Below are 25,937 nucleotides of genomic sequence, written 5' to 3'. Positions count from 1 at the left end.
CTTAAGCGTGAAGTGAAGCGGCGCGCGATGTCAGCGCCAGCAGCGCACCGAACAGCGCACAGGCCGCACCAAACAGATAGACGGCGGCATAGCTGAAGTGGCTGGCGATGGCACCGGCAATCGGTCCGGAAATACCATAAGCGATGTCGAGAAAAGCAACGAACGCGCCCATGGCGCTGCCGCGACTGGCCGGCGGCACGCGCTTCAGCGCTTCCACGCCGAGGGCGGGAAAGATCAGCGCACAGCCAAGACCGGTAATCAGAGCGCCGGTGAGTGCCAGCGTTTCGTCAGGCGCAAACCACAGCAGCATCTGCCCCAGCGCCTCCACCAGCAGTGAATAAGCCGCCACGCGGTAGCCACCAATGCGATCCGGCAGATGTCCCAGCACCAGGCGCACGGCGATAAAACCAACGCCAAACGCGGTCATCACCCAGCCGGCCAGCTGCCAGTGACGCGCGGCAAAATAGAGCGAGGCGAAGGCCGTCAGGCCGGCCAGTCCGACGCCCTGCAGCATCAGGCCACAGCCTTCACGCCAGATGCGGCCAATCACCCGATAGAACGGCAAACGAGCCCCTCCGACCGCGCGATACCCGCTGGCAGCCGTGGCGATGAGCGCCGCCAGCAGCGGAGCCGCGATGCAGGCCAGCATCGCCGCCGCTAAGCCGACGTGCTGATACAGCATCATACCGGCAGGGGCACCGAGCGACAGCGCGGCAAACATGGCGATGCCGGTCCAGGACATCGACAGACCGGCACGCTGTGGCCCGACCGAGGCGATTGACCAGGCCACGCAGCCGGTGACGAACTGGCTTTCGCCCATACCCGCCGCCAGCCGTCCGGCAATCACCAGCGCCAGACTGACCGCCGGTGAAAAGCCCGGCAGTGCGGCCAGCCAGTAAAGCACGCCAGCCAGCGCGCACACCGCCGCGCCCTGCAGCGCCGAGCGCTTACCGCCAACGCGATCGGTCAGTTGACCGGCGTAACCGCGCGTCAGCACGGTGGCAACAAACTGTATCCCGATCACCAGCCCGACCCACAGGTTGCTGAAACCGAGATGCTGATGGATAAACAGCGGGATTACCGGCAGCGGCAAGCCGACCGCCAGATAACCGCAAAACAGCGCGGCAATCACGCCGGTCGCCGGTCGCGACAAATGCGCAGCTTCAGCCTGCGCGCTTAATGCAGACATAACAGCCTCCATAAATGAACAGACAGCGCGGCAGGCCGCCGCGCTGCGGAAAATCAGGCAAACAAAGGATGGTGATAGCCGCTGGCATTCAGCAGATAGTCGCGCGAAGCGGTGATTTCCGCGTTCAGCTGTGCCACATCGACGTTGAGCAACTGACCATGACGTTTACGCAGTTCACCCGCCACCATCACGGTATCAACATCGGCGCGTTGCACCGCCTGCACCACCGTTGCCGTCACGCTGGTCAGCGGGAAAACGCCGATACCATCGGTGCGCAGCATAATAACGTCGGCCTGTTTACCTGGCGTCAGCGTGCCCGTTTGCTGCTCCAGCCCGGCCGCACGCGCGCCGTTAATCGTGGCCGACTGCAGTACGGCTTCCACGCTAATCGGTGCCGGTACGTCGCTTTCGCCCCGGAAGCGGCGATAGCGCATCGCTGAGCGCTGCTGGTTAAACAGCGCCTGCATTTCACCGAACAGATCGCTGCCGAAGGCGGTATCGAGATCGATACCGAGCGCCGGCGTCATTCCGCGATCGACCGCCTGCTGCCAGGCAAAGCTGTCGTCGTCGAAACCAAACAGCGCATCCGAACGCGGATTAACGGTAATGTTGACGCCCGCGTCCGCCAGCTGCTGCCAGGTGTGCGCCGGTACGCGCGTACAGTGGTTGAAAATGTTGTGCGGACCCAGCAAGCCGGCTTCGGCAAACTCCGCCGGCAGCTGCGCCAGGTCACCAATAAACTCAGTGAGAATGCGCATATCCAGCTCGCGCGCCACGCGCCACCACGCCAGGTTGAGCTGGCCAAACAGGCCAACCTGCACGCGACTGCCGGCGTGGTTCCAGCGGCTGGCGAGACGGGCCAGATCGCCCGGCAGATGATCGCTGGAAACCTGCTTATCCATTGCTGCGCCAACCATGTGCAGCGCACGAATCCCGCTCTCCTGCAGCGCGTCGAGCGCCGCATCGGTATGCGCCGGACTGCGTGAACTGTGGCAGGCATCAATCACCGTGGTGATGCCGGCATCCAGGCAAGCCAGCGCCGTCAGCCGGGTGCTGAGGTACATATCCAGCGGACGGTAGTGCGCGCCGAGCGTTTCTGCCACCACATCGATATAGGCAAACAGGTCGTCAACGTTGGGCATCAGGCGGCGCATCGCGCCCAGCCACATATGGTGATGCGCATCCACCAGACCCGGCATCACGATATGGCCGCGGGCATCAATCACCTGCGCATCGTCGGCGGAAAGGTTTTCCCCCACGGCGGCAATACGATCGTCCTCAATCAGCACATCGCCACAGACGAGGTCGGGCACGCTGGCGTCCAGCGTCAGGATAGTGCCGCCTTTAAAAAGGGTGCGCCGTACAGTCATAACATTCTCCTCAAAAGAGATCAGGAATCCGGCGGTCAGTGCCGGTCGCGTTTCGGGGCACACAATAAGTTGCAGCGCATATTTGATAAAGGTAGGCTCAGGCAAATGATCTTTGCTAAAAATCAAAGATGGAGAACAGGATGAGTTTTGATGGCCGACTATTATCCGGCATGAGCGTGCTGGCAGCCGTGGTTGAAGCCGGCAGCTTCAGCCGCGCCGGTGAGGTGCTAGGGTTGTCCGCCTCGGGCGTCAGCCGGGCGATTTCACGACTGGAACAGCGTCTCGGCGTGCGCCTGCTGGATCGCACCACCCGCACCCTGCATCTCACCAGCGAAGGTGCCAGCCTGTATGAGCGGGCGGCGCCGCATCTGGAAGGGATTGAAGAAGCAGCAAACTACGTTTCCGGCGCCGCCGTGACGGTGCGCGGTACGCTGCGCGTGAGCCTCAATCCGCTGTTTTCCCGCTATGTGCTGGCGGCAAAGCTGCCGCTGCTGCGTGCCCGTTATCCGCATCTGGAACTGACGATTTTGCAGCAGCCCGATGTGGGCGATTTGGTAGCAGAAGGTATTGATGTTGCGGTGCGTTTCGGGCCGCAGCCGCCGTCCACTATGACCTCACGCCTGCTGTTACAAACGCGCGTCCTGACGGTGGCCGCCCCGGACTATCTGGCACGCTGTGGCCGCCCGACGCAGCCGCAGCAGCTGACTGAGCACAATTGCCTGCAATACATCGATCCGCGCAGCAATAAGCCCTTTAGCTGGGAGTTTCATCGTGGCACGCAGCGGCTGACGGTCGCCACCCACGGCCATCTGACCACCACCGATCCGGATTTAATGGTACAGGCGTGCGTCGGCGGTGCCGGCGTAGCCCAGGTGCTGGCGCTGAGCGTGCAACATCTGATCGCCAGCGGTGAACTGGTCGAACTTTTCCCCGACTGGCCTGACGAAACCTATCCGCTGTTTATCACCCGGCCTTCGCGCCGTCTGGCCCCGGCGGCGGTGGAGGCATTTCTCGGTTTTTGCCTGGAGATTTGTGCGGAACAGAGCTGACGCAAATTACCGATTACCCTCAGCGCGTGTTTGCCGGTAATAGCCCACCAGCTGAACGATGAAGGTGAGCGTTGCGAGTAAAAACAGTATCCCACCCAGGGGAATGGTGCCGAGCAGGAACCAGCCCATGACGCCTAATTCATACAGCAACTGGCCGCGATCTTCTCCCAGGATGTAACAGGGATGCACGTTGCCTTCGTCCAGCTGGCAGCCTGCCAGACTGGCGACATATCCGGCGCCCATCGCGCAGATCAGCGGCAGAAACGCGAGAAAAGCCGTACCGCACAGCATCGCAAGATAGAGAATGATGATGGATGTCAGCGAGCGTTTGCCAGGTGGTGCGCGCCTGCCCGCGGCTCTGAAATTAAACAGCACGTTTCCTCCTGAAGCCTCTGCCGTTAACGCCAGATTATTAACACATCCTTATCCCCTGCGACAGACCGGTAAACAAACGCCCGCGGGGTAGCGGGCGCGTTTTTACTGCGACATGACGCCAGGCGTTAAGGGTTGGCGCGGATAATCACTTTGCCGCGCGCATGGCCGGTCGCCACCTTCTCCAGCGCGGAGCGTGCATCATCCAGCGAAAAGATAGCGTCGGTGATGACCTGTAACTGCCCGGCCTGGAACAGGCTGCTCGCCCGGGCAAGATACGGCGTCGCGCTGGCGAAGAAGACAAACTCGCCGTGCTGGCCGCCGACGGGCGTGATGCCAAACTCCACCAGCGTTGCAATGCGCCCGCCGGCGCGCAGCACGGACCAGGAGCGGCTCAGCGTTTCGCCGCCGACGCTGTCTATCACCAGGTCGATATCGCGCGTTGCTGCAAAGTCCTGCGTGCGGTAGTCAATCACCTCATCGGCGCCCAGACTGGTCACCAGCGCGTGATTTTTCGCCGACGCCGTAGCGATGACATAAGCGCCCGCCTGATGCGCCAGCTGGACGGCCATGCTGCCGACGCCACCCGCTGCGGCGTGAATCAGCACGCGCTCGCCGCGCTGCAGCTGGCCCACATCGAACAATGCCTGCTGCGCGGAGCCAAACGCGGTAGGCAGCGCTGCGGCCTGTTCGGCGCTCATCGCTGCCGGGACAAGGCATACGTCATCGGCGGCGATCACCAGGCTTTGGGCAAAAGCCCCGCCTGCGCCAGGTGGCGTGCGCCCGAATACGCGATCGCCCGGTTTTAAATGGCTAACGCGCTCGCCAGCTGCTGTAATCACGCCGCAGAAATCCATGCCCGGCACGTAAGGCAGGTCCACCGGGAAAACCTGCTGCATGTGCCCTGAGATGATTTTCACATCCAGCGGGTTAACGCTCGCCGCTTCAACCTGCACCGTCACCTCATCCGGACTGGCGGCGCGTAATTGACGTTCGCCAATCGTCAGCACATCGGCGGTGCCAAACGTATCAATCAATGCTGCTTTCATTATCAACTCTCCGGTCTGATTCAGGCTTGTGGCGGAAACTGGCCAAGCTGGAGGAACAGGCCAAACCAATCCTCCATGTGCCAGGTGGTGATCAGACGGCCGTCCTCCAGCGCATGGAACTCATGCAGACGGAAGCTCACTTTCTTACCAGTCGGCGCGATACCGAAAATTTCGCCGAGATGGGTGCCGCTGATTTCCGCCCGCGCCGCGATGCGGCCAGGTTCCTGAATCATGTCATGCACCACGATCTGCACGTCCGGAAAAGCCTGCGCCAGCATGCGAATGATCGGCTTGATGCCTTCCGGCCCGGGCGCCTGTCCCGGCGCCAGCGGAATGTCTTCCCATGACGGAGCCAGCACGCTATCGACCAGATCGGGGTTGTTGTCGCTGAAGGCCTGATAGAGCGTCTCTACCGCCTGTCGTTCAATTTTGAGCCGTTGTACGTATTCTGCTGCTGGATTCATCGTTATTCACTTTCAGGTGAGGGTTGGTTGTGGAATTTTGCGCAGCGCCCTACAATTCGTCCAACAAATATTAAATATGAGTGATTATTTGCCGTATGGATTTTCATGGCATCGATCTCAATCTGTTAGTGGCTTTTGACGCGCTGATGAACGAGCGCAACGTCACGCGGGCGGCAACCCATGTGGGCGTCAGCCAGCCGGCGATGAGCGCCGCTTTGTCGCGATTACGCACCCTGTTCGGTGACCCGCTGTTCATGCGCAGCGCGGAGGGTTTACTGCCAACCGCGCGTGCGCGCGATCTGTCCGGCCCCATCGCCGGGGCGTTGCGCCAGCTCGAAGCGACGCTGGTGGCAAAGCCCGTATTTGCAGCGGAAAAAGCGCAAATAAACTTCAAGCTGGGCGTGTCGGAGTATCCGGCTTTCGTGTTGCTGCCTTCGTTAATGCAGGCGCTACAGGACGCCGCCCCCGGCGTGTCATTGAATGTGCAGGCGTTTACCAACCGCGATCATGCGTAGATGCCGGCGCGATTGATGTCGCCATCGGCGTCATGCCTACGCACAGCGATAGCCGCATCATCTCCCGGCCGGTATTGCGCGACGAATTCGTCACCATCGTCGCCAGCAACCATCCGGCGGCCAGACGCGGCATGGACATGGAGAGCTACCTGGCTCTGCCGCATATTCTGGTCTCGCCGGAAGGTGAACTGTACGGCCTGGTTGATCAGGTGCTGGCGCAGCAGGGTAAAAAGCGCCGACTGGGGCTGACGGTCCAGCAGATGTTTACGGTGCCGTCTATCGTGGCGCAAACCCACATGACGGCGACCGTGATGAAGCGCGTGGCGCTGCATGCGCAGGCCAGTCGCCAGCTGGTGCTGTTCCCTCCACCGCTGTCGTTGCCCGAAATGGTGTTCAACCTGATCTGGCACCGGCGCAGCGACGCGCATCCCGCCCAGCAGTGGTTCAGGGAATTTATTGAACTACAGGCGGCGCGGTTGTAGGCGCTGTATCTGAATTCTGCGCTGATCGGGCGATGCGAAAGATGGCAGGATAAAAAAGCCCGCAGTTACGCGGGCTTTGAGGCTTCAGGTGCTGGCGGTTGCCAGTGCGGGCGTTACTCCCACTCAATCGTCGCAGGCGGTTTACCTGAAATGTCATAAACCACGCGTGAAATGCCGTTCACTTCGTTGATGATGCGGTTGGAGACGCGGCCGAGGAAGTCGTACGGCAGGTGCGCCCAGTGGGCCGTCATGAAGTCGATGGTTTCGACAGCACGCAGGGAAACCACCCAGTCGTATTTACGCCCATCGCCCATCACGCCGACGGAGCGCACCGGCAGGAACACGGTAAAGGCCTGGCTGACTTTGTTGTACAGATCGGCTTTACGCAGCTCTTCGATAAAGATGGCATCGGCACGGCGCAGCAGGTCGCAGTACTCTTTCTTAACTTCACCCAGTACGCGCACGCCCAGACCCGGGCCCGGGAAGGGATGGCGGTACAGCATGTCGTAAGGCAGGCCGAGTTCCAGACCGATTTTACGCACTTCATCTTTGAACAGCTCTTTCAGCGGCTCAACCAGGCCCATCTTCATCTCTTTCGGCAGACCGCCCACGTTGTGGTGCGATTTGATCACGTGCGCTTTACCGGTAGCTGAAGCCGCCGACTCAATCACGTCCGGATAGATGGTGCCCTGCGCCAGCCACTTCACGTCGGTCAGCTTCAGTGCTTCTTCGTCGAACACTTCCACGAACACGCGGCCGATGATTTTACGTTTGGCTTCCGGATCGTTCTCGCCCGCCAGCGCGTCGAGGAAGCGCCCTTCTGCCGCAACATGCACGATGTTCAGACCAAAGTGGTCGCCGAACATGTCCATCACCTGCTCAGCTTCATTCAGACGCAGCAGTCCGTTATCGACGAACACACAGGTCAGGCGCTCACCAATCGCGCGGTGCAGCAGCATCGCGGTCACGGACGAGTCCACGCCGCCGGACAGGCCGAGAATCACGCGGTCTTCACCTACCTGTTCACGGATGCGCTCTACCGCATCTTCGATGATTTTGGCTGGCGTCCACAGCGCTTCACAGCCGCAGATGTCGCGCACAAAACGCTCCAGCATGCGCAGGCCCTGACGGGTGTGCGTCACTTCCGGGTGGAACTGCACGCCGTAGAAACGCTTCTCTTCGTTGGCCATGATGGCAAACGGGCAGCTTTCGGTGCTGGCAACCGTCACGAAGTCTGCCGGGATCGCCGTGACTTTGTCACCGTGGCTCATCCACACGTCGAGCAGCGGTTTGCCCGCCGCGCTGATGGCATCTTCGATATCACGCACCAGCGCGCTCGGGGTTGTCACTTCAACCTGCGCATAACCAAATTCACGCTCGTTCGAGCCTTCAACCTTACCGCCCAGCTGCATCGCCATGGTCTGCATGCCATAGCACACGCCCAGCACCGGCACACCGGCGTTGAACACATATTCCGGCGCGCGCGGGCTGTTGTGCTCGGTGGTGCTTTCCGGGCCACCGGAGAGGATGATGCCGTTCGGGTTGAACTGGCGGATTTGCTCTTCGGTGACATCCCACGCCCAGAGTTCGCAGTAGACGCCCAGCTCACGCACGCGGCGCGCGACCAGCTGCGTATACTGAGAACCAAAATCGAGGATCAAAATACGATGTTTATGAATATTTTCAGTCGTCATTGAGGCGTTTCCATTGGGATGGACTTAATAATAAAAGCGCCCGGCTGGAGCCGGGCGGGAAATCTTACGGGATTATGAACCCATGCGGTAGTTCGGTGACTCTTTGGTAATGGTCACATCGTGCACGTGGCTTTCGTTGATGCCGGCGCCGCTGATGCGCACGAACTCGGCTTTGGTGCGCAGATCGTCGATGGTCGGGCAACCGGTCAGGCCCATGCAGGAGCGCAGGCCGCCCATCTGCTGGTGCACGATCTCTTTCAGGCGGCCTTTATAGGCAACGCGCCCTTCGATACCTTCCGGCACCAGTTTGTCGGCGGCGTTATCGCTCTGGAAGTAGCGGTCAGACGAGCCTTTGGACATCGCGCCCAGTGAACCCATACCGCGGTAGGATTTGAACGCACGGCCCTGGTAGAGCTCGATTTCGCCCGGCGACTCTTCGGTACCGGCCAGCATGGAGCCGACCATTACCGCCGACGCGCCCGCGGCGATAGCTTTGGCGATGTCGCCAGAGAAACGGATACCACCGTCAGCGATGACCGGAATACCGGTACCTTCCAGCGCTTCAACCGCGTCGGATACTGCCGTGATCTGCGGTACGCCAACACCGGTAACGATACGGGTAGTACAGATGGAGCCCGGGCCGATGCCCACTTTCACCGCGCTCACGCCCGCATTAGCCAGCGCCAGTGCGCCTGCACCGGTCGCCACGTTGCCGCCGATGATTTCGAGGTCTGGATATTTTGCGCGGGTTTCACGGATACGCTGCAGCACGCCTTCGGAGTGGCCGTGCGAGGAGTCGATCAGCAGCACGTCAACGCCCGCAGCGACCAGCGCATCAACGCGCTCTTCGTTGCCGGCACCGGCACCCACCGCGGCACCGACGCGCAGACGACCCTGCGCATCTTTACAGGCGTTGGGTTTACGCTCAGCTTTCTGGAAATCTTTAACGGTAATCATGCCCAGCAGGTGGAAGCTGTCGTCAACAACCAGCGCTTTCTCGACGCGTTTTTCGTGCATTTTCTGCAGCACGACTTCACGCGCTTCACCCTCTTTCACCGTCACCAGGCGCTCTTTCGGCGTCATGACCGCGGTCACCGGCAGCGTCATATCGGTCACGAAGCGCACGTCACGACCGGTAATGATGCCCACCAGCTCGTTGTCAGCGTTAACCACCGGGTAACCGGCGAAGCCGTTACGTTCGGTCAGCTCTTTCACCTCGGCCAGCGTGGTGGTTGGCAGCACGGTCTGTGGCTCCGTTACGACGCCGCTTTCGTGTTTTTTCACCTTGCGAACTTCATCCGCCTGGCGCTCAATCGACATGTTTTTGTGGATAAAGCCCAGACCGCCTTCCTGCGCCAGCGCAATCGCCAGACCGGCTTCGGTCACGGTGTCCATCGCTGCAGACAGCATAGGAATGTTGAGACGGATGTTTTTGGTCAGCTGGGTGCTGAGATCGGCCGTGTTGGGTAAAACAGTGGAGTGAGCGGGAACGAGCAGGACGTCGTCAAATGTGAGGGCTTCTTTCGCGATTCTTAACATTGCAATATCTCCACCTGGGGCGTTTAAAACAGATAAAATATTGCCGCGGCATTATACAGGCCGAAATCGGTTGCCTCCAGTGTTTTTTCGGAAAAAGTCTTGATCCTCCGGGGCAGGCATGTAGTATCGGTTAATTAACCCTCTGATTTGAAATTTGATCCTCATCACATGTCGCTACCGCCAACCGCCAATATTTTTACTGTCAGCCGCCTGAACACCACGGTGCGCCAACTGCTGGAAAATGAGATGGGCCTGGTGTGGCTCAGCGCTGAAATTTCCAATTTCACTCAGCCCGCTTCCGGTCACTGGTACTTCACCCTGAAGGACGATGGCGCGCAGGTGCGCTGTGCCATGTTCCGCAACAGCAATCGACGCGTCAGCTTTCGCCCGCAGCACGGTCAGCAGGTGCTGGTGCGTGCCAGCATCACGCTGTATGAGCCGCGCGGCGACTATCAGTTGATTATCGAAAGCATGCATCCGGCCGGTGAAGGGCTGCTGCAGCAACAGTTTGAGCAGCTGAAAGCCCGGCTGGCGGCGGAGGGGCTGTTCGACCAGCAGTTTAAACAGCCGCTGCCGGAGCCGGCGCGCCAGGTGGGTGTGATCACCTCCGCCACCGGCGCGGCATTGCACGATGTGCTGCGCGTACTGCATCGCCGCGATCCCTCGCTGCCGGTGGTGATCTATCCGACGGCAGTGCAAGGCGTTGATGCGCCCGCCGCCATCGTGCGCGCCATCGAGCTGGCCAACCAGCGTGACGAGTGCGACGTGCTGATTGTCGGGCGCGGCGGCGGTTCACTGGAAGATCTGTGGAGCTTCAACGACGAGCGCGTGGCGCGGGCCATCTTTGCCAGCCGCCTGCCGATCGTCAGCGCCGTTGGGCATGAAACCGATGTCACCATCGCCGACTTTGTTGCCGATCTGCGCGCGCCGACGCCTTCTGCCGCTGCCGAGCTGGTGAGCCGCAACCAGATCGAGCTGCTGCGCCGTTTGCAGTCTCAGCAGCAGCGCATGGAGATGGCGATGGACTATTACGTGGCGCAGCAGCAGCGCCGCTTCACCCGGCTGCAGCATCGTCTGCAACAGCAGCATCCGCAGCTGCGCCTGGCACGGCAGCAAACCACGCTGATTCAGCTGCAGCGTCGTCTGCAGGAAGCGGTCGACCAGCGGCTGCGCCTGGCGCATCGCCAGCAGGACCGCCTGCTGCAGCGCCTGCAATCCCAGCAGCCGCAGGGACGTATTCTGCGCGCTCAGCAGCAGTTACAGCAGTGGCACTACCGGCTGCAGCAGGGCATGGAAAAACAGCTCAATCACAGCCGGCAGCGTTTTGGTACGCTGGCAGCACAGCTGGAAGGCGTAAGTCCGCTGGCGACGCTGGCGCGTGGCTTTAGCGTCACCACTGATGCGCAGGGTCAGGTGGTGAAAAAGACCCGTCAGCTGCATGCCGGTGATTTGCTGCGTACCCGGCTGGATGATGGCTGGGTGGAGAGTCAGGTGACGACGTTACAGCCGCAAAAAACGCGCAGCCGTAAGGCGTGATAACCTTTTCAGCCGCATAAACGGTTGATAACAGCCCGTAAATCGCGCGCACCGCAGACGCAGCGGCGCGCGATTGATAAGCGGGTCTATACTTTCTGACATATCCATCCGTCAGGGAGTCCGACATGCCTTACAGCGTTATTCCTCCGTACATTCTGCGAAACATTATCGATAACTGTTCCGGCGCACAGCAGGATTACGCGCGGCGCACCCTCACCCACGTGCAACAACTGATGGCGGAACATCCCCATACCACCAGCGCAGCCAGCACCGCGCAGCCCGGCAGCGTACTGCGCGCCATTTACGATGCGGGCAACACACAAAATCTGCCCGGCACCTTAATCCGTGAAGAAGGCCAGCCCGGTAACGGTGACGTCGCCGCCGACGAAGCGTGGAACTATCTCGGCATCACCTATGATTTCTACTGGCAGATCTACCAGCGCAACTCGCTGGACAACAAAGGCCTGAAACTGGATGGCACCGTACATTACGGCAAGGAGTATCAGAACGCCTTCTGGAATGGCCAGCAAATGGTGTTTGGCGACGGCGACGGTGAGATCTTCAATCGCTTTACCATTGCCATTGATGTGGTCGCGCACGAGCTGACGCACGGCGTGACCGAAACCGAAGCCGGGCTGATTTACTTCCAGCAGGCGGGTGCGCTCAACGAATCGATGTCCGATGTGTTTGGCTCGCTGGTGAAGCAGTATCACCTCAGGCAAAGCGCCGATCAGGCCGACTGGATCATCGGCGAAGGGCTGCTGGCGGCGGGTATTAAGGGCAGCGGCCTGCGCTCGATGTCCGCGCCCGGTACCGCCTATGACGATCCGCTGCTCGGCAAAGATCCGCAGCCTGCCGATATGGATCACTATATCGACACGCGCGAAGACAACGGCGGCGTGCATCTTAACTCCGGCATTCCCAATCGCGCCTTCTATCTGGCAGCGACCGCGCTGGGCGGCTTTGCCTGGGAACGGGCCGGTCAGGCATGGTACGACACGCTGTGCGATAAGGAACTACCGCAGGATGCCGACTTCAGCACCTTTGCGCGCTTTACCGTACAGCATGCCGCAAAACGTTTTGATAATACGGTGGCACAGGCGATCCAGTCCGCGTGGCACGAGGTAGGTGTAAGGTGAATATTCAGCTGACCGATGACGCCATCATTGAGCTGGCGCGTGAAGGCGGCATTGCATTTATCCCCGGCCTGCGCAGCGAGCGGCGATTTGCGCTGGCGCAGCTGCCGGAACCGCAGAAGCAGCGCGTGTGCAACGTGCTGGAGCAGGCGCTGCCGCTCGGCGAGCCGGAGGAACAGGCCACCAGCATCGGGCGCGGCGACCAGCGCTATTTCCGCATCCAGATAAGCTACGCGACCCACCGCGAAGCCGGAACGATTGTGATCCTGATTCCGGAAAACGTTGCGCCTCCTGAATTGCAGGCGCTGTGGCGCGATGGCGAAGAATAACTTAGACAGTTCCCACAGCATCGCCGTAACTAACTGACTATACTGGATAACGTGGCTAGCTAGTCCACATCAAAGAAAACACCCTTAGATGAGGTCTCTGCTATGACACAAACCAAGCAACGAGGCGGTGCCGGGAACTTTGCAGAGGACCCGGAGCGCGCCAGGGAAGCCGGTAGCGCGGGCGGCAAAGTCAGTGGGGGCAATTTCAGGAACGATCCTGAGAGAGCCAGGGAAGCTGGAAGAAAAGGAGGTCAAAAAAGCCGTCGCCCCTCTAAGCAGAAGTAAGTAAGGATCCTTACAGGAAGGAGTACGCCACGGAAGGTTAATAAAAAAGGCCGACATCATGATGTCGGCCTTTCTTTTACTGCGGCTTACTTGCTGTCGGGCAGCGCGTAAGCAATCACGTAATCACCGCGATCCGGTGACTGACGCGCACCGCCTGCGGAGATCAGGATGTACTGTTTGCCGGTTTTCGGCGAAACATAGCTGATTGGTCCGCCCTGGCTGCCCACCGGCAGACGTGCTTTCCACACTTCTTTACCGGTTGAGCTGTCGAAGGCGCGCAGGTAGTAATCCTGGGTGCCGGCAATAAATACCAGACCGCCCTGCGTTGCCAGCGTACCGCCCAGCGTCGGCATACCGACCGGCATCTGCGCATGCATTTTGATACCAAACGGACCGGTATCCTGCACCGTACCCACCGGCACCTGCCACACAATCTGACGGGTCTTCATGTCGATGGCTGACAGCGTACCGAACGGCGGTGCCTGGCATGGAATGCCCAGCGGCGACATGAAGCGGTTTTTGTTTACTGCGTACGGCGTGCCTTTCAGCGGTACCGCACCCATACCGGTGTTGATGGCTTCACCGCCGTTGCTGGCAGCTGATTTGGTGGTGTCCTGCGGAATCATCTGCACCCACAGGCCGAGACGCATATCGTTAACGAACATGTACTGGTTGTTCGGATCGAACGAGATGCTGCCCCAGTTCATGCCACCGAGCGAGCCCGGGAAGCTGAGCGAAACATCGGTGTCCGGCACGGTGAACAAGCCGTCATAACGCATGCCTTTAAAGGCAATACGGCAAGCCAGCTGGTCAAACGGCGTAGCACCCCACATGTCTGACTCGGTCAGTTTCTGATTGCCAATGTTTGGCATTTCTACCGAGTGCGGCTGAGTTTTGGTGTACTGCTCGTTCGGGATATGGCCCTGCGGCATCGGCAGCTCTTCAACTTTGGTCAAAGGCTTGCCGGTCAGGCGATCCAGCACCCAGATCATGCCGGTTTTCCCGCCGATCACTACCGCAGGTTTGGTGGTGCCGTCCTTCATCGGGAAGTCCACCAGACTCGGCTGCATTGGCAGGTCGAAGTCCCACAGGTCATTGTGGACCGTCTGATACACCCACTTCTCTTTACCGGTGGTGGCATCCAGCGCCAGCACCGACGCGCCATATTTGTGATCCAGCGCGGTACGGTTGGCACCCCACAGGTCCACCGACGAGCTGCCCATCGGCAGGAACACGGTGTTCATCGCCGGATCGTAAGAGATTGGCGCCCATGAGTTTGGCGTGCTGCGGGTGTAGTCCTGACCTGGCATCAGTACGGCATTTGGATCTTCATTGCCCGGGTCAAACGCCCAGCGCATCTGGCCGGTGATGACGTCGAAGCCACGCAGAACGCCGCCAGGCATGTCTGTCTGTACGTTATCCGCGACGCGACCGCCCACCACAACCGTGGTGCCTGCCACCTGCGGCGGCGAGGTCAGCTGATACTGCGGGTCCGGCGCGCTGCCGAGACCTTGCTTCAGATCGACCACACCGTGGTTGCCGAAGTTTTCACACAGCTCGCCGTTATCGGCATTGATGGCAATCAGACGTGCATCGATGGTGTTCATCAGGATGCGACGCTGGCAGCTATCGCCCGCCGCCAGCGTTACCGCTGGCACCGGCGTGGAGCCCGGCTGCGTTGGCTGCTGTACCGGTTTGGTGGCATCAAAGTACGCCAGACCACGGCAGCGGTTCCACACCTGCGCCTGCGCATTGATTTCGCGCTTCCAGATCTGCTTACCGCTGTCGGCTTCCACCGCAATCACGTTGTTGTGCGGCGTACACAGATACAGGGTGTTACCCACCTGCAGTGGCGTTTCCTGATCTTCTGCACCGTTACCGGTCGGGCTGATCGGCGTGTCGCCGGTATGGAACGTCCAGGCAACCTGCAAGTCTTTCACGTTGTCGCGGGTAATCTGGTCGATAGCGGCAAAACGGTCACCCTGCGGCGTACGGCCGTAGCTGCTCCAGTCCTGCTGCGGTTTGCTTTTATCTACCGGGATCAGCGGCAGCTGCTTGCCGGTGAAAGCCACAGTCGGATGCGGCTGGAACATCTGGACAAAGGTGACCACCATACCAACGGCAATCACCGCTGACAGCGCATATGAAAGCTTCGCCAGCGAGGCCTTGCCTTCACGCTTACGCAGCGCCGGCCAGGTAATAAATGCCAGCACCATCAGGCCGGCCGGCACCATCAGGCGCGACACCAGCGGCCAGAACTGCCAGCCAGCATCGTACAGCGCCCAGATCAGCGTGCCGGCGAAGACCAGAATGAACAGCGTAACCGCCGAGGATTTACGGCGAAAGAACTGAATCGCCGACAGTAACATGACGATACCGGCAATGAGGAAGTACCAGCTGCCGCCCAGGGCCACCAGTTTACCGCCACCGATCGCGAAGAACAGGCCGATCGCCAGCAGGACCAGCCCGAATAACACGGACCAGAGACTCAACCCTTTACCGGGACGAGCGGAATTTTCTGCCATAACACAAACTCTCCTGAAAAAATAACGCGTGGCGGCCGGAATGCGGGAGCAGCCGATCAATGTCTTCCTGGCTGAGCAGGGACAGGAAGTTATCCGTTACGCTTTATTTTATATCTGTTGGTACGGGAGCTACGCCCGTTATGCAGCGCTTGTGAGCGAGGCCGCAGGATCAATATCCGCTGGCATTCGCGACAAGGCGGGCAGGATTGTACCATCCGGTACAATTAAAAGTGAACATCCATAACGCGGTAGTTACTGGGCAATAGCATTTTTGCTACAAACGCAGCGCGAAGCGAGCAGCCAGCGCCACTTCGCGCTATCGCAAACCCTCATTCCATGACGTCTTCCGGGCGATAATGCACGCGCCTGCTGGAGATCAGGCCGTGACCGTGGGTACAGAAATAATCTATGGCACCGCACGCCTTCAGCACCTGCAGCGGCTGCTGGCAGTCGGGACAGCAGGCCAGCGCGGGGAAATGACGCTGGCAGTGCGGGCAGTCGAAGCGTTGTTCGCTGTAAGTGAGCGGTTGCTGACAGTGAGGGCATGGGGTGAGCATGATGACTCCGGAATCGTGGCTGAGGATCGTGATAAACCGGATGTTACGCCAAAGAAAGAGGGCCCATCCGGGCCCTCATCATGTTTAGCGTTTGTTTTTCTTCAGATGCGATATCAGACGCTTACGCTTACGCTGCTGGGTTGGCGTCAGCAGGTTGCGTTTGCCCGCATACGGGTTATCGCCCTCTTTAAACTGGATGCGAATCGGCGTTCCCATCACGTTCAGCGAGCGGCGGAAGTAGTTCATCAGATAACGCTTGTAGGAATCCGGCAGATCCTTCACCTGATTACCGTGAATCACCACAATCGGCGGGTTATAACCACCGGCATGCGCGTATTTGAGTTTCACGCGGCGGCCACGCACCAGAGGCGGCTGATGGTCGTCAGCAGCCATGTTCATGATACGCGTCAGCATGGAGGTATTTACGCGCTTGGTCGAGCAGTCGTACGCTTCGGTCACGGATTCAAACAGGTTGCCCACACCGCTGCCGTGCAGTGCCGAAATAAAGTGCACGCGCGCGAAGTCGATAAAGCCGAGACGGAAGTCCAGCGTCTCTTTCACTTCATCTTTAATCTCCTGCGACAGGCCATCCCACTTGTTGACCACAATCACCAGTGAGCGCCCACTATTCAGGATAAAGCCGAGCAGCGACAGGTCCTGATCGGAAATGCCCGCACGCGCGTCAATCACCAGCATCACCACGTTGGCATCTTCAATCGCCTGCAGCGTTTTGATGACGGAGAATTTTTCCACCGTATCAGTGATTTTGCCGCGCTTACGCACGCCCGCGGTATCAATCAGAATGTACTCGCGGTCATCACGCTCCATCGGAATGTAGATGCTGTCGCGCGTGGTGCCCGGCATGTCGTACACCACCACACGATCTTCACCGAGGATACGGTTGGTGAGCGTTGACTTACCTACGTTGGGACGCCCGACAATCGCCAGTTTGATCGGCAGACCGGTCGGATCGAAGGCTTCTTCCTCTTCTTCCTCCAGCGCTTCACCGTTCTCCTCGGCGGCTAACGCGGCCCAGTAAGCTTCGTTTTCGTCCTCTTCGCTGACTTCCCGCGGCGCGATATCATCCATCCACGGCAGCAGCGCGGTTTCCAGCAGGCTGGTGACGCCACGACCGTGCGACGCGGCAATCGGGTGAATCTCACCCAGGCCGAGCGCGTAGAAGTCCAGCACCGCAGCGTCCGGATCGAGACCATCAGTTTTGTTGGCAACGAGGAACGTCGCTTTATCGCGCGAACGCAGATGATTGGCGATCTGCTGATCCGCCGGCATGACGCCAGCACGCGCATCAACTAAAAACAGCACCACATCGGCCTCTTCAATCGCCAGCAGCGACTGCTCCGCCATGCGGTTTTCCACGCCTTCCTCGGTGCCATCAATACCGCCGGTATCGATAACAATAAATTCGCGCCCTTCCACTTCGGCGCGACCATATTTGCGATCGCGAGTCAGTCCAGGGAAATCGGCCACTAACGCATCACGTGTGCGCGTTAAGCGGTTAAACAGCGTGGATTTCCCCACATTGGGACGCCCAACCAGCGCGACCACAGGTACCATAACACTTGCCTCAGTTTTAAAAATAAATCGCCCGAATGGCGTGATTATAACGGCATTTGCCGTCAGGTTCAGGCCGCAGGCGCCAAGAATATCATGCCTGACTAAAAACAGAACGGCCCCTGACGAATCAGGAGCCGTATCAATGCGTGCGAAACGCTGCCCGTCGGGCCATCGCCTTAACGGGTGATGGCGTAGACCTCACCGCCTTTTGCCTGGATCAGCAGCTTGTCACCGGCCACAACCGGCTCGGTCTGGAAGCCATCGCTGTCCAGTTTCTGCTGCGCCACAAAGCGGCCGTCCAGGGTGTTGATCCAGTGCACGTAGCCTTCGCTATCGGCGACCACCAGGTAACCGTTGAACAGCACCGGAGACGTCAGGTTACGGTGCAGCAGATCGCTCTGACGCCAGATCGCCACGCCGCCATCGGCGTTGAGCGCAATCACGCGGTCATCCTGATCCACCAGATAGATACGACCGGCATCGACGATCAGATCTTTGACGCCGCCGATTTCACGCTTCCACAGAATCTGACCGGAACGCAGATCCAGCGCCGTCAGGTTACCGTTGTAGGCCAGCGCATAGACCACGCCATTGACGATAACCGGCGTGGTGTCGACATCGTTAAGACGATCGATCTCGGTCGCGCCACTTGGCTGGGAGATACGCTGCTGCCAGATCAGCTGACCCTGGTTCATGATCACCGCGCTGACGCGACCGTTATCGCCGCCAACAATCGCGCCGCCGAACGCTACTGCCGGCGCCGATTCACCACGGAGCGACAGCGCTGGCATATCCAGATTCACGCTCCATTTCACCGCGCCGCTGCTCTGATCGAGCCCCTGCAGCATACCGTTGCTGGTGTGAATCAGCACCAGACCATCGCTGACCACCGGACGCGACAGTGCTTCACCGGCCACTTTGGTCTGCCAGGCAATGCTGCCGTCGCTGCTGTTCAGGGCAAATACCTGCCCCCGCTCGCTACCGATGTAGAGGCGATCGCCATTGGCCGTGATGCCGCCAGACAGCAGTGCCGAAATGTTTTTCGAAAAGAAGCCGGTCTTCTCAGAGAGGTTCACTTTCCACTTCTCTTTGCCGTTGCTGGCGTCGAGCGCTTTCACGATACCGAAGCGGTCGGCGGCATACACGGTGCCGTCCTGCCAGGCGGGATGCAGATTGGAGTAGAAATCACCCACGCCGTCACCGACCGAGGTGCTCCACGCGGTTTCCGGCGTGAACTGGTTTTCAACCTTCGGCAGCGGGGCCATTTTCACTACATCTTCTTCGCCGCTGAACAGCGAGCAACCGCTGAGCAGAGTGACTGACATCAGCCCTGGCAGCAGGTATTTACGTAATTCCATGTGCGCTCTCTTGACTGGCTTAACTTAAGTTATTCATCTTCATCTGCAGCATCTGCTTCAGCGCAGGAGAAGCCTGCGATTCCGCACCTTTACTCCAGGCATCGCGGGCGCCCTGCTTATCGCCTTTGCTCAGCAGTGCTTCGCCACGAATGTCCGCCACAATGGCTGTCCAGCCATCACCCTTCACATTGTTCAGGGTAGTAAGGGCGGCATCGGCCTGATTTTGCTGCAGTTGAATGCGTGCCAGACGCAGGTTGATCACCGCCTGCAGATTGGCATCTTTGGTGTCTTTCAGCCCGCTCTGTAACAGCGTGATGGCTTTGTCTAACTGGTTGGCGGCAACGTACTGTTTAGCCAGATCCAGCGCGGCCAGCGCACCGTAGGTGTTGTTGTTCTCGCTGGCGAAGCTGGCGACCGCTTCCAGCGTCTGCGGCTTGTCTGCCTGCATGGCGCTGGTCAGCTGCTGATACTGCGCCGACGCGGCTTTGTCCGCTCCTTCCTGATGGCTGCTCCAGAAACGCCAGCCACCCAGCGCAGCGATACCGACGATGACCCCGACCGCCAGCGCTTTGCCATTAGTGGCAAAGAAGCGACGCAGCGCATCAACCTGTTCGTTTTCGTTGCTGTAAACTTCCACGCAATCCCTCTCCTTAAAATGCCTGTTGCAGTGCTGCGCTTACTGCAGCAGCGTGTGCAGCGTCGCGGCGGCGTCGCTCTGCGCCAGCGTCTGCTGATCGCCGGTGCGCAGGTCTTTAATCACCACCTGGCCCGCTTTCACTTCGTCTTCGCCCAGCACCAGCGCAATGCGTGCGCCCCACTTGTCTGCACGGGCAAACTGCTTCTTGAAGTTACCGCCGCCGAAGTTGGTCATCAGCTTCAGCGCCGGGTCGGCATCACGCAGTTTTTCCGCCAGTTGCATCGCGGCGGACTGCACGCCCTGCCCCGAAGCGATAACATAGACATCAACAATGCGCGTCGGTTCAAATTCCGGATTCACCGCCTGCACCAGCAGCACCAGACGTTCGAGCCCCATGGCAAAACCGACCGCCGGCGTCGCGCGGCCGCCCAGTTGCTCCACCAGACCATCATAGCGACCGCCACCGCACACGGTGCCCTGCGAGCCGAGGCTGCTGGTCACCCATTCGAACACGGTGCGGTTGTAGTAGTCGAGGCCGCGCACCAGGCGCTGATTGATGCGATATTTGATGCCGGCATCGTCGAGCAGCGCGCACAGGCCGCTGAAGTGTTCACGTGACTCCTCGTCGAGGAATTCACCCAGCGTCGGCGCGTCGTTAAGCAGCGTCTGAATATCCGGATTTTTGCTGTCCAGCACGCGCAGCGGATTGGTATACATGCGGCGTTTGCAATCTTCGTCCAGCACCTCTTTATGCTGTTCGAGGAAGGCCACCAGCGCGCTGCGGTAGTTGGCGCGTGCTTCCAGTGAGCCGATGGAGTTCAGTTCCAGCTCAACGTGGTCAGCAATACCCAGCGCTTTCCACCAGCGATGGGTCAGCATGATCAGTTCGGCGTCCACGTCCGGCCCCTGCAGGCCAAACACTTCGACACCCATCTGGTGGAACTGGCGATAGCGCCCCTTCTGCGGACGCTCGTAGCGGAACATCGGACCGATGTACCACAGGCGCTGCTCCTGATTGTACAGCAGACCATGTTCGATACCGGCGCGCACGCAGCCTGCGGTGCCTTCCGGACGCAGCGTCAGGCTCTCGCCGTTGCGGTCTTCAAAGGTGTACATCTCTTTTTCAACCACGTCGGTGACTTCACCGATCGCGCGGCTGAACAGCGGGGTTTGCTCGACGATTGGCAGACGGATTTCACTGTAGCCGTAGCTGGCCAGCACCTGCTTCAGGGTGCCCTCAATACGCTGCCAGATGGCGGTATCTGCCGGCAGGTAATCGTTCATCCCGCGAATCGCTTGAATATTCTTCGCCACGTTAGAATCTCTTAATACAAAAAAACCTGTCCGGCATCATACCTTATGAGGATGAAACCGCACAGGTTCAATCACAACTGGCGTGCGCCGGGCGCACACCGTCCTTTATTTTTCCAGCTGCTGCACGTTGATGCGGCGGCTCTCGTCCAGCATGGTGGCTTTTGCACGGATGCGCGCTTCCAGCTGATCGATCATGTCATTGTTGTCGAGGCGATCGCGCTGACGCACGCCATCTTCGTAGAAACCGCTCTTCTTGTTGCCGCCGGTGACGCCGAGCGTCGAGACCGTGGCTTCACCGGGACCGTTCACCACGCAGCCAATGATCGAGACGTCCATCGGCGTGATGATATCTTCCAGCCGCTCTTCCAGCGCGTTCACCGTGCCAATGACGTCAAACTCCTGGCGCGAACAGGTCGGGCAGGCGATGAAGTTGATGCCGCGTGAGCGGATGCGCAGTGATTTCAGGATGTCGTAGCCGACTTTAACCTCTTCAACCGGGTCGGCGGCCAGTGAAATACGCAGCGTATCGCCAATCCCTTCCGCCAGCAGCAGACCAAGGCCGATCGCTGATTTCACCGCTCCCGCACGCGCGCCACCAGCTTCGGTGATGCCAAGGTGCAACGGCTGATCGATGGCTTTTGCCAGCAGACGGTAAGATTCCACCGCCAGGAACACATCGGAGGCTTTGACGCTCACTTTGAACTGGTCAAAGTTGAGGCGATCGAGGTGATCAACATGACGCATCGCAGATTCGAGCAGCGCCTGCGGCGTTGGCTCACCGTATTTTTCCTGCAGATCTTTTTCCAGCGAACCGGCATTAACGCCGATACGGATCGGAATATTGTGGTCACGGGCGCAATCCACTACCTGGCGAATACGCTCGTTGTTACCGATGTTGCCCGGGTTAATGCGCAGGCAATCGACGCCGTACTCGGCCACTTTCAGAGCGATGCGGTAGTCAAAGTGAATGTCCGCTACCAGCGGCACGTTGACCTGCTGCTTAATCAGTTTGAAGGCTTCCGCCGCATCCATGGTGGGCACGGACACACGCACGATATCCACGCCGACGCGCTCCAGCTGACGGATCTGATTCACCGTGGCTTCGACGTCCGTGGTACGGGTGTTGGTCATTGACTGAACGGCGATAGGCGCGCCATCGCCAACCGGCACCTTGCCGACGTAAATACGTGTAGATTTGCGACGGATAATGGGTGCTTCGTTATGCATATTCTCTCTCCACAATTACCCGGAAAGCGCGCTGCGCGTTATTGCGCACCCAGCGTCAGACGGGCAACCTGGTTATTACGGATAAAACGACTTAAATCAACGGGCTGATTCTGATATTGCACGTCAACCGCACCCGGAGCGCCAATTTTCAGACGATACGGAGCGGTGCCGGACAGGCTGAGTTTACCGCCGCTACGTTGCAATCCGCTGAACAGCTTCTTACCGGTCGCATCGGTGACTTCCAGCCAGCAGTCAGCTTTGAAGTTCATCACCACGGCGTTAGGATCGCCCGCGGGCTGGCTGACGGCAGCGGTACCGGTTGGCATTGAGCCTGCCGGCACGCTGTTGGCCGGCGCCGGTGAGGTGGCCGCTGGCGGTGCGTTATCAATCGGCGCCTGGCTCGGCGACACCACTGCGTTGTCGCTGCTGGTTGCCGTGTTGCTGCTGGTCGCTGCTGGCGCAGAGTTAGTGCTGCCCGCGTTGTCTGGCGTGCTGACCGCACCGGCACCGGTGTCAATCGGCGTACCGGCCGCGTTAGTGTCGCTGTCGGTAGTGCTGTCCGTGCTGTTATCACCCAGCGGAATCGACTGGCTGTTATCGCTGCTGCTGCCGTTCTGGTCAGCCATCGACACCAGATCCGCCTGTGAGGCTTTATGGTTCTGCCACCACCAGGCGCCGGTCAGGCCGACCACCACGAAAATCACCAGCCAGGTGAAGATCATCAACCAGCCGTCACGCTTTTTACGACGCTTACCCAGTGAGAAGCTCTGCATCGGCTCAATTTTCGCCGCACGCACCGGAGCCTGCTTTGCCATCATCGGCAGCAGATCATCTTCAGGTACATGCACCAGACGCGCATAAGAGCGAATGTAGCCGCGCAGGAAGGTCGAGGCCAAATCCGCCGGGGATTTATCCTCTTCAATATCACGCACGGTAGAAAGTTTCAGGCACAGGCGCTCAGCGACGTTTTGCTGGGTCAGCCCCATCTGCTCACGGGCCAGACGCAGGCGTTCACCTGTGGAATGTACTGCAGAATTCTCTTGAGTGGCTTCAGTATTCATTAGCTAAATAACGCTGGTACTGTATCGATTGTGGAAAACTTCGCGCCAACCGGTCGCCATAACGTGTAACGTCAGCAGCGTTTCCCTGTTGCGCGGCGAAACGTATCTGTAACCCCAGACTCTCTGCCGTTGCCGGCAAATGCTGATGGTAAACTTCTAAAAGCAGCGGCACTGAAGCCCACTGCTGCTGTTCAAGCCGTCGTTCCACTTCCGTCAGCAGCATACTGCCCTGCTCCGGTGCGGCATCCAGCGCGAGATCGAACTGCTGGCGCGCGGCGCGATCCTCTCCCGCCTGCAGGTAACAATAGCCCGAAAACAGCAGGGCATCCTGAGCGGCATCGCTGTGCTGCGCTTCAGTTGCCAGCTTAAACTGTTGATGCGCTTCGTCATACTGCCTCAAACCGCAGAGAAACGCACCGTAATTGTTAGCCACATAACCATTCAGCGGCGCTAACTGCTGCGCGCGCTGGTAGTAATGGCGCGTCCGGGCGTTATTCTGCTGTGCCTGCGCGACGCGCGCAAGCGCCAGCGGCACCCGGTAATCGCGCGGCGCGGCCTGCTGCGCGCGCAGCAAATTGCGCTGCGCCGCGGCATAATCCTTCACCGCCAGATAGTGCAATCCCAGCTGCAGCCGGATATCGGCCGCGCCGTGCCGTGCCGGTGCTTCGACACACCCGGTTACAACAAAGCCGGCCAGCAGCGCGGCGGGTAATCCTTTACGCATCTCAGTCTCTCCCTGTCAGTTCAGCGCAGAGACTGCCATGCCTGACGCCCGATGCGTAGCAGCGGGCGCGATCTTTCAGAGCGCCTTCACAGAGATGGCTTCACCGGCCATTTTTTTACGCAGCGTACGCTTGGTGCGGTCGATAACATCGCCGGCCAGCTGACCACAGGCGGCATCAATGTCATCGCCGCGCGTTTTACGCACGATGGTAGTGAAACCGTACTCCATCAGCACTTTGGAGAAGCGGTCGATACGGCTGTTCGAGCTGCGGCCATACGGCGCGCCCGGGAAGGGGTTCCACGGAATCAGGTTGATCTTGCACGGCGTCTCTTTCAGCAGCGCCGCCAGCTCATGCGCATGTTCGGTGCTGTCGTTGACGTGATCCAGCATCACGTACTCAATCGTCACGCGGCCCTGATTGGCGTTGGATTTGCCAATGTAGCGCTTCACCGCCGCCAGGAAGGCTTCGATGTTGTACTTTTTGTTGATTGGCACGATGTCATCGCGGATGGTGTCATTCGGTGCGTGCAGCGAAATCGCCAGTGCCACGTCGATCATATCGCCGAGCTTGTCCAGCGCCGGCACTACGCCCGAGGTCGACAGTGTTACGCGACGTTTGGAGAGGCCGAAACCGAAGTCATCCAGCATGATCTCCATCGCCGGCACCACGTTGGTAAGGTTGAGCAGCGGCTCACCCATGCCCATCATTACCACGTTGGTGATCGGACGCTGGCCGGTCACTTTAGCGGCACCGATAATTTTTGCCGCGCGCCATACCTGACCGATGATTTCAGACACGCGCAGGTTACGGTTAAAGCCCTGCTGCGCGGTCGAACAGAATTTACACTCCAGCGCACAGCCTACCTGCGAGGAGACGCACAGCGTGGCGCGGTCGGCTTCCGGGATATACACGGTTTCCACCAGCTGATCGCCGACGCGAATCGCCCACTTGATGGTGCCATCGCTGGAGCGCATCTCTTCCGCCACTTCCGGCGCACGAATTTCAGCGCGCTGCATCAGCTTGCCACGCAGCACTTTATTGATGTCTGTCATCTGCTCGAAATCATCGCAGCAGTAGTGGTACATCCACTTCATGACCTGATCGGCACGGAACGGTTTTTCGCCCATCTCAACAAAGAATTCGCGCATCTGCTGACGGTTAAGATCCAGCAGGTTAATTTTTTCGTTTTTCGGGGAAACAACCACGGGGGAAGTGGACGACGGCGTCACAATCTGTTCGGACATAATGTTCTCTGGCCTCGTTGTTACACGTTACGGCTCTGGTTAAGAATAGGAAAAAAACAGCGCCCTCGCTGAGCCAGGCTCAACAAGGGCGCATAATTGTACTACATCTGCTGCGTGATGCCAGGGGAACGTCTTAGCCACCGGTTACAAGGTGTAAAGACGCCTGTCCGCATCCGCTACCGCGCACTTAGCGGGTACGTGGGCAGACTTCGTTTTCTGCGAAGAAGTAAGCGATTTCGCGTGCCGCAGATTCTGCAGAGTCAGAACCGTGGGTGGCGTTTTCGGTGAAGCTGTCTGCATAGTCAGCACGCAGCGTACCGGCCAGCGCGTTGTCCGGGTTAGTTGCACCCATCAGATCGCGGTGACGCTGGATAGCGTTTTCGCCTTCCAGAACAGATACCACAACCGGGCCAGAAGTCATGAACTCAACCAGACCATCAAAGAACGGACGGCCTTTGTGCTCCGCGTAGAAGCCTTCAGCCTGCTCTTTGGTCAGGTGCAGCATTTTCGCACCAACGATTTTGAAGCCAGCGCTTTCGAAACGGTTGTAGATAGCACCAATCACGTTCTTAGCGACGGCGTTTGGTTTGATGATGGAGAAAGTGCGTTCGATTGCCATGATTACCTCTGATTAGCATCCTGAAGAAACCGGGAACCCGCTCCCGGTAAGAAAACGCGCCGATTATAGGGAGATCGGCGCGCCTT

The 25,937-nt window shown here is 59.3% G+C and carries 25 protein-coding genes; 7 read left to right on the top strand and 18 right to left on the bottom strand.

Annotated features, from left to right (window positions below):
- Position 1: 1 nt before the first annotated feature.
- Together AC6I7J_RS05275 and AC6I7J_RS05270 are read right to left on the bottom strand one after the other, a co-directional pair.
- Positions 2-1,189 (bottom strand): arabinose transporter, encoded by a 1,188-nt coding sequence (locus AC6I7J_RS05275; RefSeq protein ID WP_498006941.1) that lies wholly within the window; start codon positions 1,187-1,189, stop codon positions 2-4.
- Positions 1,190-1,242: 53 nt separating this feature from the next.
- Positions 1,243-2,559, bottom strand: coding sequence for an amidohydrolase family protein (locus tag AC6I7J_RS05270; protein ID WP_498006940.1), 1,317 nt, complete (start codon positions 2,557-2,559; stop codon positions 1,243-1,245).
- Between the two features lie 140 nt (positions 2,560-2,699).
- Between AC6I7J_RS05270 and AC6I7J_RS05265 the strand changes: the two genes are divergently transcribed.
- A complete protein-coding gene (locus tag AC6I7J_RS05265; RefSeq protein WP_136546898.1) occupies positions 2,700-3,608 on the top strand; it encodes a LysR family transcriptional regulator in 909 nt (302 codons plus the stop codon).
- 6 nt (positions 3,609-3,614) lie between these two features.
- Here AC6I7J_RS05265 and AC6I7J_RS05260 read toward each other — a convergent pair whose 3' ends face one another.
- From AC6I7J_RS05260 to AC6I7J_RS05250, 3 genes are all read right to left on the bottom strand, one after another.
- Positions 3,615-3,983, bottom strand: coding sequence for a hypothetical protein (locus AC6I7J_RS05260; RefSeq protein ID WP_498006939.1), 369 nt, complete (start codon positions 3,981-3,983; stop codon positions 3,615-3,617).
- A 125-nt stretch (positions 3,984-4,108) separates the two neighbouring features.
- Entirely contained in the window at positions 4,109-5,029 is a 921-nt protein-coding gene (locus tag AC6I7J_RS05255) for an NADP-dependent oxidoreductase (protein WP_059011388.1), read from the bottom strand.
- Positions 5,030-5,049: 20 nt separating this feature from the next.
- A complete protein-coding gene (locus AC6I7J_RS05250) occupies positions 5,050-5,493 on the bottom strand; it encodes an ester cyclase (RefSeq protein WP_058770844.1) in 444 nt (147 codons plus the stop codon).
- 95 nt (positions 5,494-5,588) lie between these two features.
- Between AC6I7J_RS05250 and AC6I7J_RS05245 the strand changes: the two genes are divergently transcribed.
- A complete protein-coding gene (locus AC6I7J_RS05245) occupies positions 5,589-6,008 on the top strand; it encodes a LysR family transcriptional regulator (RefSeq protein ID WP_498006938.1) in 420 nt (139 codons plus the stop codon).
- A 32-nt stretch (positions 6,009-6,040) separates the two neighbouring features.
- Entirely contained in the window at positions 6,041-6,490 is a 450-nt protein-coding gene (locus AC6I7J_RS05240; protein WP_498006937.1) for a LysR substrate-binding domain-containing protein, read from the top strand.
- A gap of 113 nt (positions 6,491-6,603) precedes the next feature.
- Here AC6I7J_RS05240 and guaA read toward each other — a convergent pair whose 3' ends face one another.
- Entirely contained in the window at positions 6,604-8,184 is a 1,581-nt protein-coding gene (gene guaA / locus AC6I7J_RS05235) for a glutamine-hydrolyzing GMP synthase (protein WP_021506569.1), read from the bottom strand.
- A 72-nt stretch (positions 8,185-8,256) separates the two neighbouring features.
- The gene (gene guaB, locus AC6I7J_RS05230; RefSeq protein ID WP_021506568.1) at positions 8,257-9,723 is read right to left on the bottom strand and encodes an IMP dehydrogenase; all 1,467 of its coding nucleotides are present in this window, start codon (positions 9,721-9,723) and stop codon (positions 8,257-8,259) included.
- 168 nt (positions 9,724-9,891) lie between these two features.
- On the opposite strand from guaB, the gene xseA reads away from it, so the two are divergent.
- From xseA to AC6I7J_RS05210, 4 genes are all read left to right on the top strand, one after another.
- Positions 9,892-11,259, top strand: coding sequence for an exodeoxyribonuclease VII large subunit (gene xseA / locus AC6I7J_RS05225; protein WP_498006936.1), 1,368 nt, complete (start codon positions 9,892-9,894; stop codon positions 11,257-11,259).
- Between the two features lie 125 nt (positions 11,260-11,384).
- Positions 11,385-12,398 (top strand): M4 family metallopeptidase, encoded by a 1,014-nt coding sequence (locus tag AC6I7J_RS05220; protein ID WP_498006935.1) that lies wholly within the window; start codon positions 11,385-11,387, stop codon positions 12,396-12,398.
- A complete protein-coding gene (locus AC6I7J_RS05215; RefSeq protein WP_498006934.1) occupies positions 12,395-12,724 on the top strand; it encodes a protealysin inhibitor emfourin in 330 nt (109 codons plus the stop codon). Before AC6I7J_RS05220 ends, AC6I7J_RS05215 begins: the two co-directional genes overlap by 4 nt.
- 102 nt (positions 12,725-12,826) lie before the next feature.
- Positions 12,827-13,009 (top strand): con-10 family general stress protein, encoded by a 183-nt coding sequence (locus AC6I7J_RS05210; protein ID WP_071813581.1) that lies wholly within the window; start codon positions 12,827-12,829, stop codon positions 13,007-13,009.
- Between the two features lie 86 nt (positions 13,010-13,095).
- On the opposite strand, the gene AC6I7J_RS05205 is transcribed toward AC6I7J_RS05210, so the two are convergent.
- The 11 genes from AC6I7J_RS05205 to ndk form a co-directional block, all read right to left on the bottom strand.
- The gene (locus AC6I7J_RS05205) at positions 13,096-15,534 is read right to left on the bottom strand and encodes a glucose/quinate/shikimate family membrane-bound PQQ-dependent dehydrogenase (RefSeq protein WP_021506565.1); all 2,439 of its coding nucleotides are present in this window, start codon (positions 15,532-15,534) and stop codon (positions 13,096-13,098) included.
- 329 nt (positions 15,535-15,863) lie between these two features.
- Positions 15,864-16,091, bottom strand: a complete 228-nt coding sequence (locus tag AC6I7J_RS05200) for a zinc ribbon domain-containing protein (protein ID WP_238561650.1) — start codon at positions 16,089-16,091, stop codon at positions 15,864-15,866.
- Positions 16,092-16,175: 84 nt separating this feature from the next.
- Positions 16,176-17,666 (bottom strand): ribosome biogenesis GTPase Der, encoded by a 1,491-nt coding sequence (gene der, locus AC6I7J_RS05195; protein WP_021506563.1) that lies wholly within the window; start codon positions 17,664-17,666, stop codon positions 16,176-16,178.
- A 176-nt stretch (positions 17,667-17,842) separates the two neighbouring features.
- On the bottom strand, positions 17,843-19,024 hold the full coding sequence (gene bamB / locus AC6I7J_RS05190) for an outer membrane protein assembly factor BamB (RefSeq protein WP_058758300.1): 1,182 nt from the start codon (positions 19,022-19,024) through the stop codon (positions 17,843-17,845).
- Between the two features lie 19 nt (positions 19,025-19,043).
- Complete coding sequence (locus tag AC6I7J_RS05185; protein ID WP_498006933.1) at positions 19,044-19,661, bottom strand: YfgM family protein; 618 nt, start codon at positions 19,659-19,661, stop codon at positions 19,044-19,046.
- A gap of 39 nt (positions 19,662-19,700) precedes the next feature.
- Positions 19,701-20,975: a histidine--tRNA ligase gene (gene hisS / locus AC6I7J_RS05180; RefSeq protein WP_058770848.1), complete on the bottom strand. Its 1,275-nt coding sequence runs from the start codon at positions 20,973-20,975 to the stop codon at positions 19,701-19,703.
- 105 nt (positions 20,976-21,080) lie between these two features.
- Complete coding sequence (gene ispG / locus AC6I7J_RS05175) at positions 21,081-22,202, bottom strand: flavodoxin-dependent (E)-4-hydroxy-3-methylbut-2-enyl-diphosphate synthase (RefSeq protein WP_021506559.1); 1,122 nt, start codon at positions 22,200-22,202, stop codon at positions 21,081-21,083.
- Between the two features lie 38 nt (positions 22,203-22,240).
- Complete coding sequence (gene rodZ, locus AC6I7J_RS05170; protein ID WP_058758298.1) at positions 22,241-23,263, bottom strand: cytoskeleton protein RodZ; 1,023 nt, start codon at positions 23,261-23,263, stop codon at positions 22,241-22,243.
- Positions 23,253-23,987: a type IV pilus biogenesis/stability protein PilW gene (pilW, locus tag AC6I7J_RS05165; protein WP_058770850.1), complete on the bottom strand. Its 735-nt coding sequence runs from the start codon at positions 23,985-23,987 to the stop codon at positions 23,253-23,255. Before pilW ends, rodZ begins: the two co-directional genes overlap by 11 nt.
- A gap of 75 nt (positions 23,988-24,062) precedes the next feature.
- Positions 24,063-25,232, bottom strand: coding sequence for a dual-specificity RNA methyltransferase RlmN (gene rlmN, locus AC6I7J_RS05160; protein ID WP_498006932.1), 1,170 nt, complete (start codon positions 25,230-25,232; stop codon positions 24,063-24,065).
- A gap of 187 nt (positions 25,233-25,419) precedes the next feature.
- Positions 25,420-25,851: a nucleoside-diphosphate kinase gene (ndk, locus tag AC6I7J_RS05155; protein ID WP_021506555.1), complete on the bottom strand. Its 432-nt coding sequence runs from the start codon at positions 25,849-25,851 to the stop codon at positions 25,420-25,422.
- Positions 25,852-25,937: the final 86 nt, after the last annotated feature.

The sequence above is a fragment of the Type-C symbiont of Plautia stali genome (assembly GCF_059730935.1).
Note: the sequence above shows the minus strand (reverse complement) of the source record. Positions and strands in the feature narration are given on the sequence as shown.

Coding starts and splice junctions, on each gene's coding strand:
- AC6I7J_RS05275 (WP_498006941.1), bottom strand. CDS start 1,189: ATGTCTGCATTAAGCGCGCAGGCTGAAGCTGCGCATTTGTCGCGACCG.
- AC6I7J_RS05270 (WP_498006940.1), bottom strand. CDS start 2,559: ATGACTGTACGGCGCACCCTTTTTAAAGGCGGCACTATCCTGACGCTG.
- AC6I7J_RS05265 (WP_136546898.1), top strand. CDS start 2,700: ATGAGTTTTGATGGCCGACTATTATCCGGCATGAGCGTGCTGGCAGCC.
- AC6I7J_RS05255 (WP_059011388.1), bottom strand. CDS start 5,029: ATGAAAGCAGCATTGATTGATACGTTTGGCACCGCCGATGTGCTGACG.
- AC6I7J_RS05250 (WP_058770844.1), bottom strand. CDS start 5,493: ATGAATCCAGCAGCAGAATACGTACAACGGCTCAAAATTGAACGACAG.
- AC6I7J_RS05245 (WP_498006938.1), top strand. CDS start 5,589: ATGGATTTTCATGGCATCGATCTCAATCTGTTAGTGGCTTTTGACGCG.
- AC6I7J_RS05240 (WP_498006937.1), top strand. CDS start 6,041: ATGCCTACGCACAGCGATAGCCGCATCATCTCCCGGCCGGTATTGCGC.
- guaA (WP_021506569.1), bottom strand. CDS start 8,184: ATGACGACTGAAAATATTCATAAACATCGTATTTTGATCCTCGATTTT.
- guaB (WP_021506568.1), bottom strand. CDS start 9,723: ATGTTAAGAATCGCGAAAGAAGCCCTCACATTTGACGACGTCCTGCTC.
- xseA (WP_498006936.1), top strand. CDS start 9,892: ATGTCGCTACCGCCAACCGCCAATATTTTTACTGTCAGCCGCCTGAAC.
- AC6I7J_RS05220 (WP_498006935.1), top strand. CDS start 11,385: ATGCCTTACAGCGTTATTCCTCCGTACATTCTGCGAAACATTATCGAT.
- AC6I7J_RS05210 (WP_071813581.1), top strand. CDS start 12,827: ATGACACAAACCAAGCAACGAGGCGGTGCCGGGAACTTTGCAGAGGAC.
- AC6I7J_RS05205 (WP_021506565.1), bottom strand. CDS start 15,534: ATGGCAGAAAATTCCGCTCGTCCCGGTAAAGGGTTGAGTCTCTGGTCC.
- AC6I7J_RS05200 (WP_238561650.1), bottom strand. CDS start 16,091: ATGCTCACCCCATGCCCTCACTGTCAGCAACCGCTCACTTACAGCGAA.
- der (WP_021506563.1), bottom strand. CDS start 17,666: ATGGTACCTGTGGTCGCGCTGGTTGGGCGTCCCAATGTGGGGAAATCC.
- bamB (WP_058758300.1), bottom strand. CDS start 19,024: ATGGAATTACGTAAATACCTGCTGCCAGGGCTGATGTCAGTCACTCTG.
- ispG (WP_021506559.1), bottom strand. CDS start 22,202: ATGCATAACGAAGCACCCATTATCCGTCGCAAATCTACACGTATTTAC.
- rodZ (WP_058758298.1), bottom strand. CDS start 23,263: ATGAATACTGAAGCCACTCAAGAGAATTCTGCAGTACATTCCACAGGT.
- pilW (WP_058770850.1), bottom strand. CDS start 23,987: ATGCGTAAAGGATTACCCGCCGCGCTGCTGGCCGGCTTTGTTGTAACC.
- rlmN (WP_498006932.1), bottom strand. CDS start 25,232: ATGTCCGAACAGATTGTGACGCCGTCGTCCACTTCCCCCGTGGTTGTT.
- ndk (WP_021506555.1), bottom strand. CDS start 25,851: ATGGCAATCGAACGCACTTTCTCCATCATCAAACCAAACGCCGTCGCT.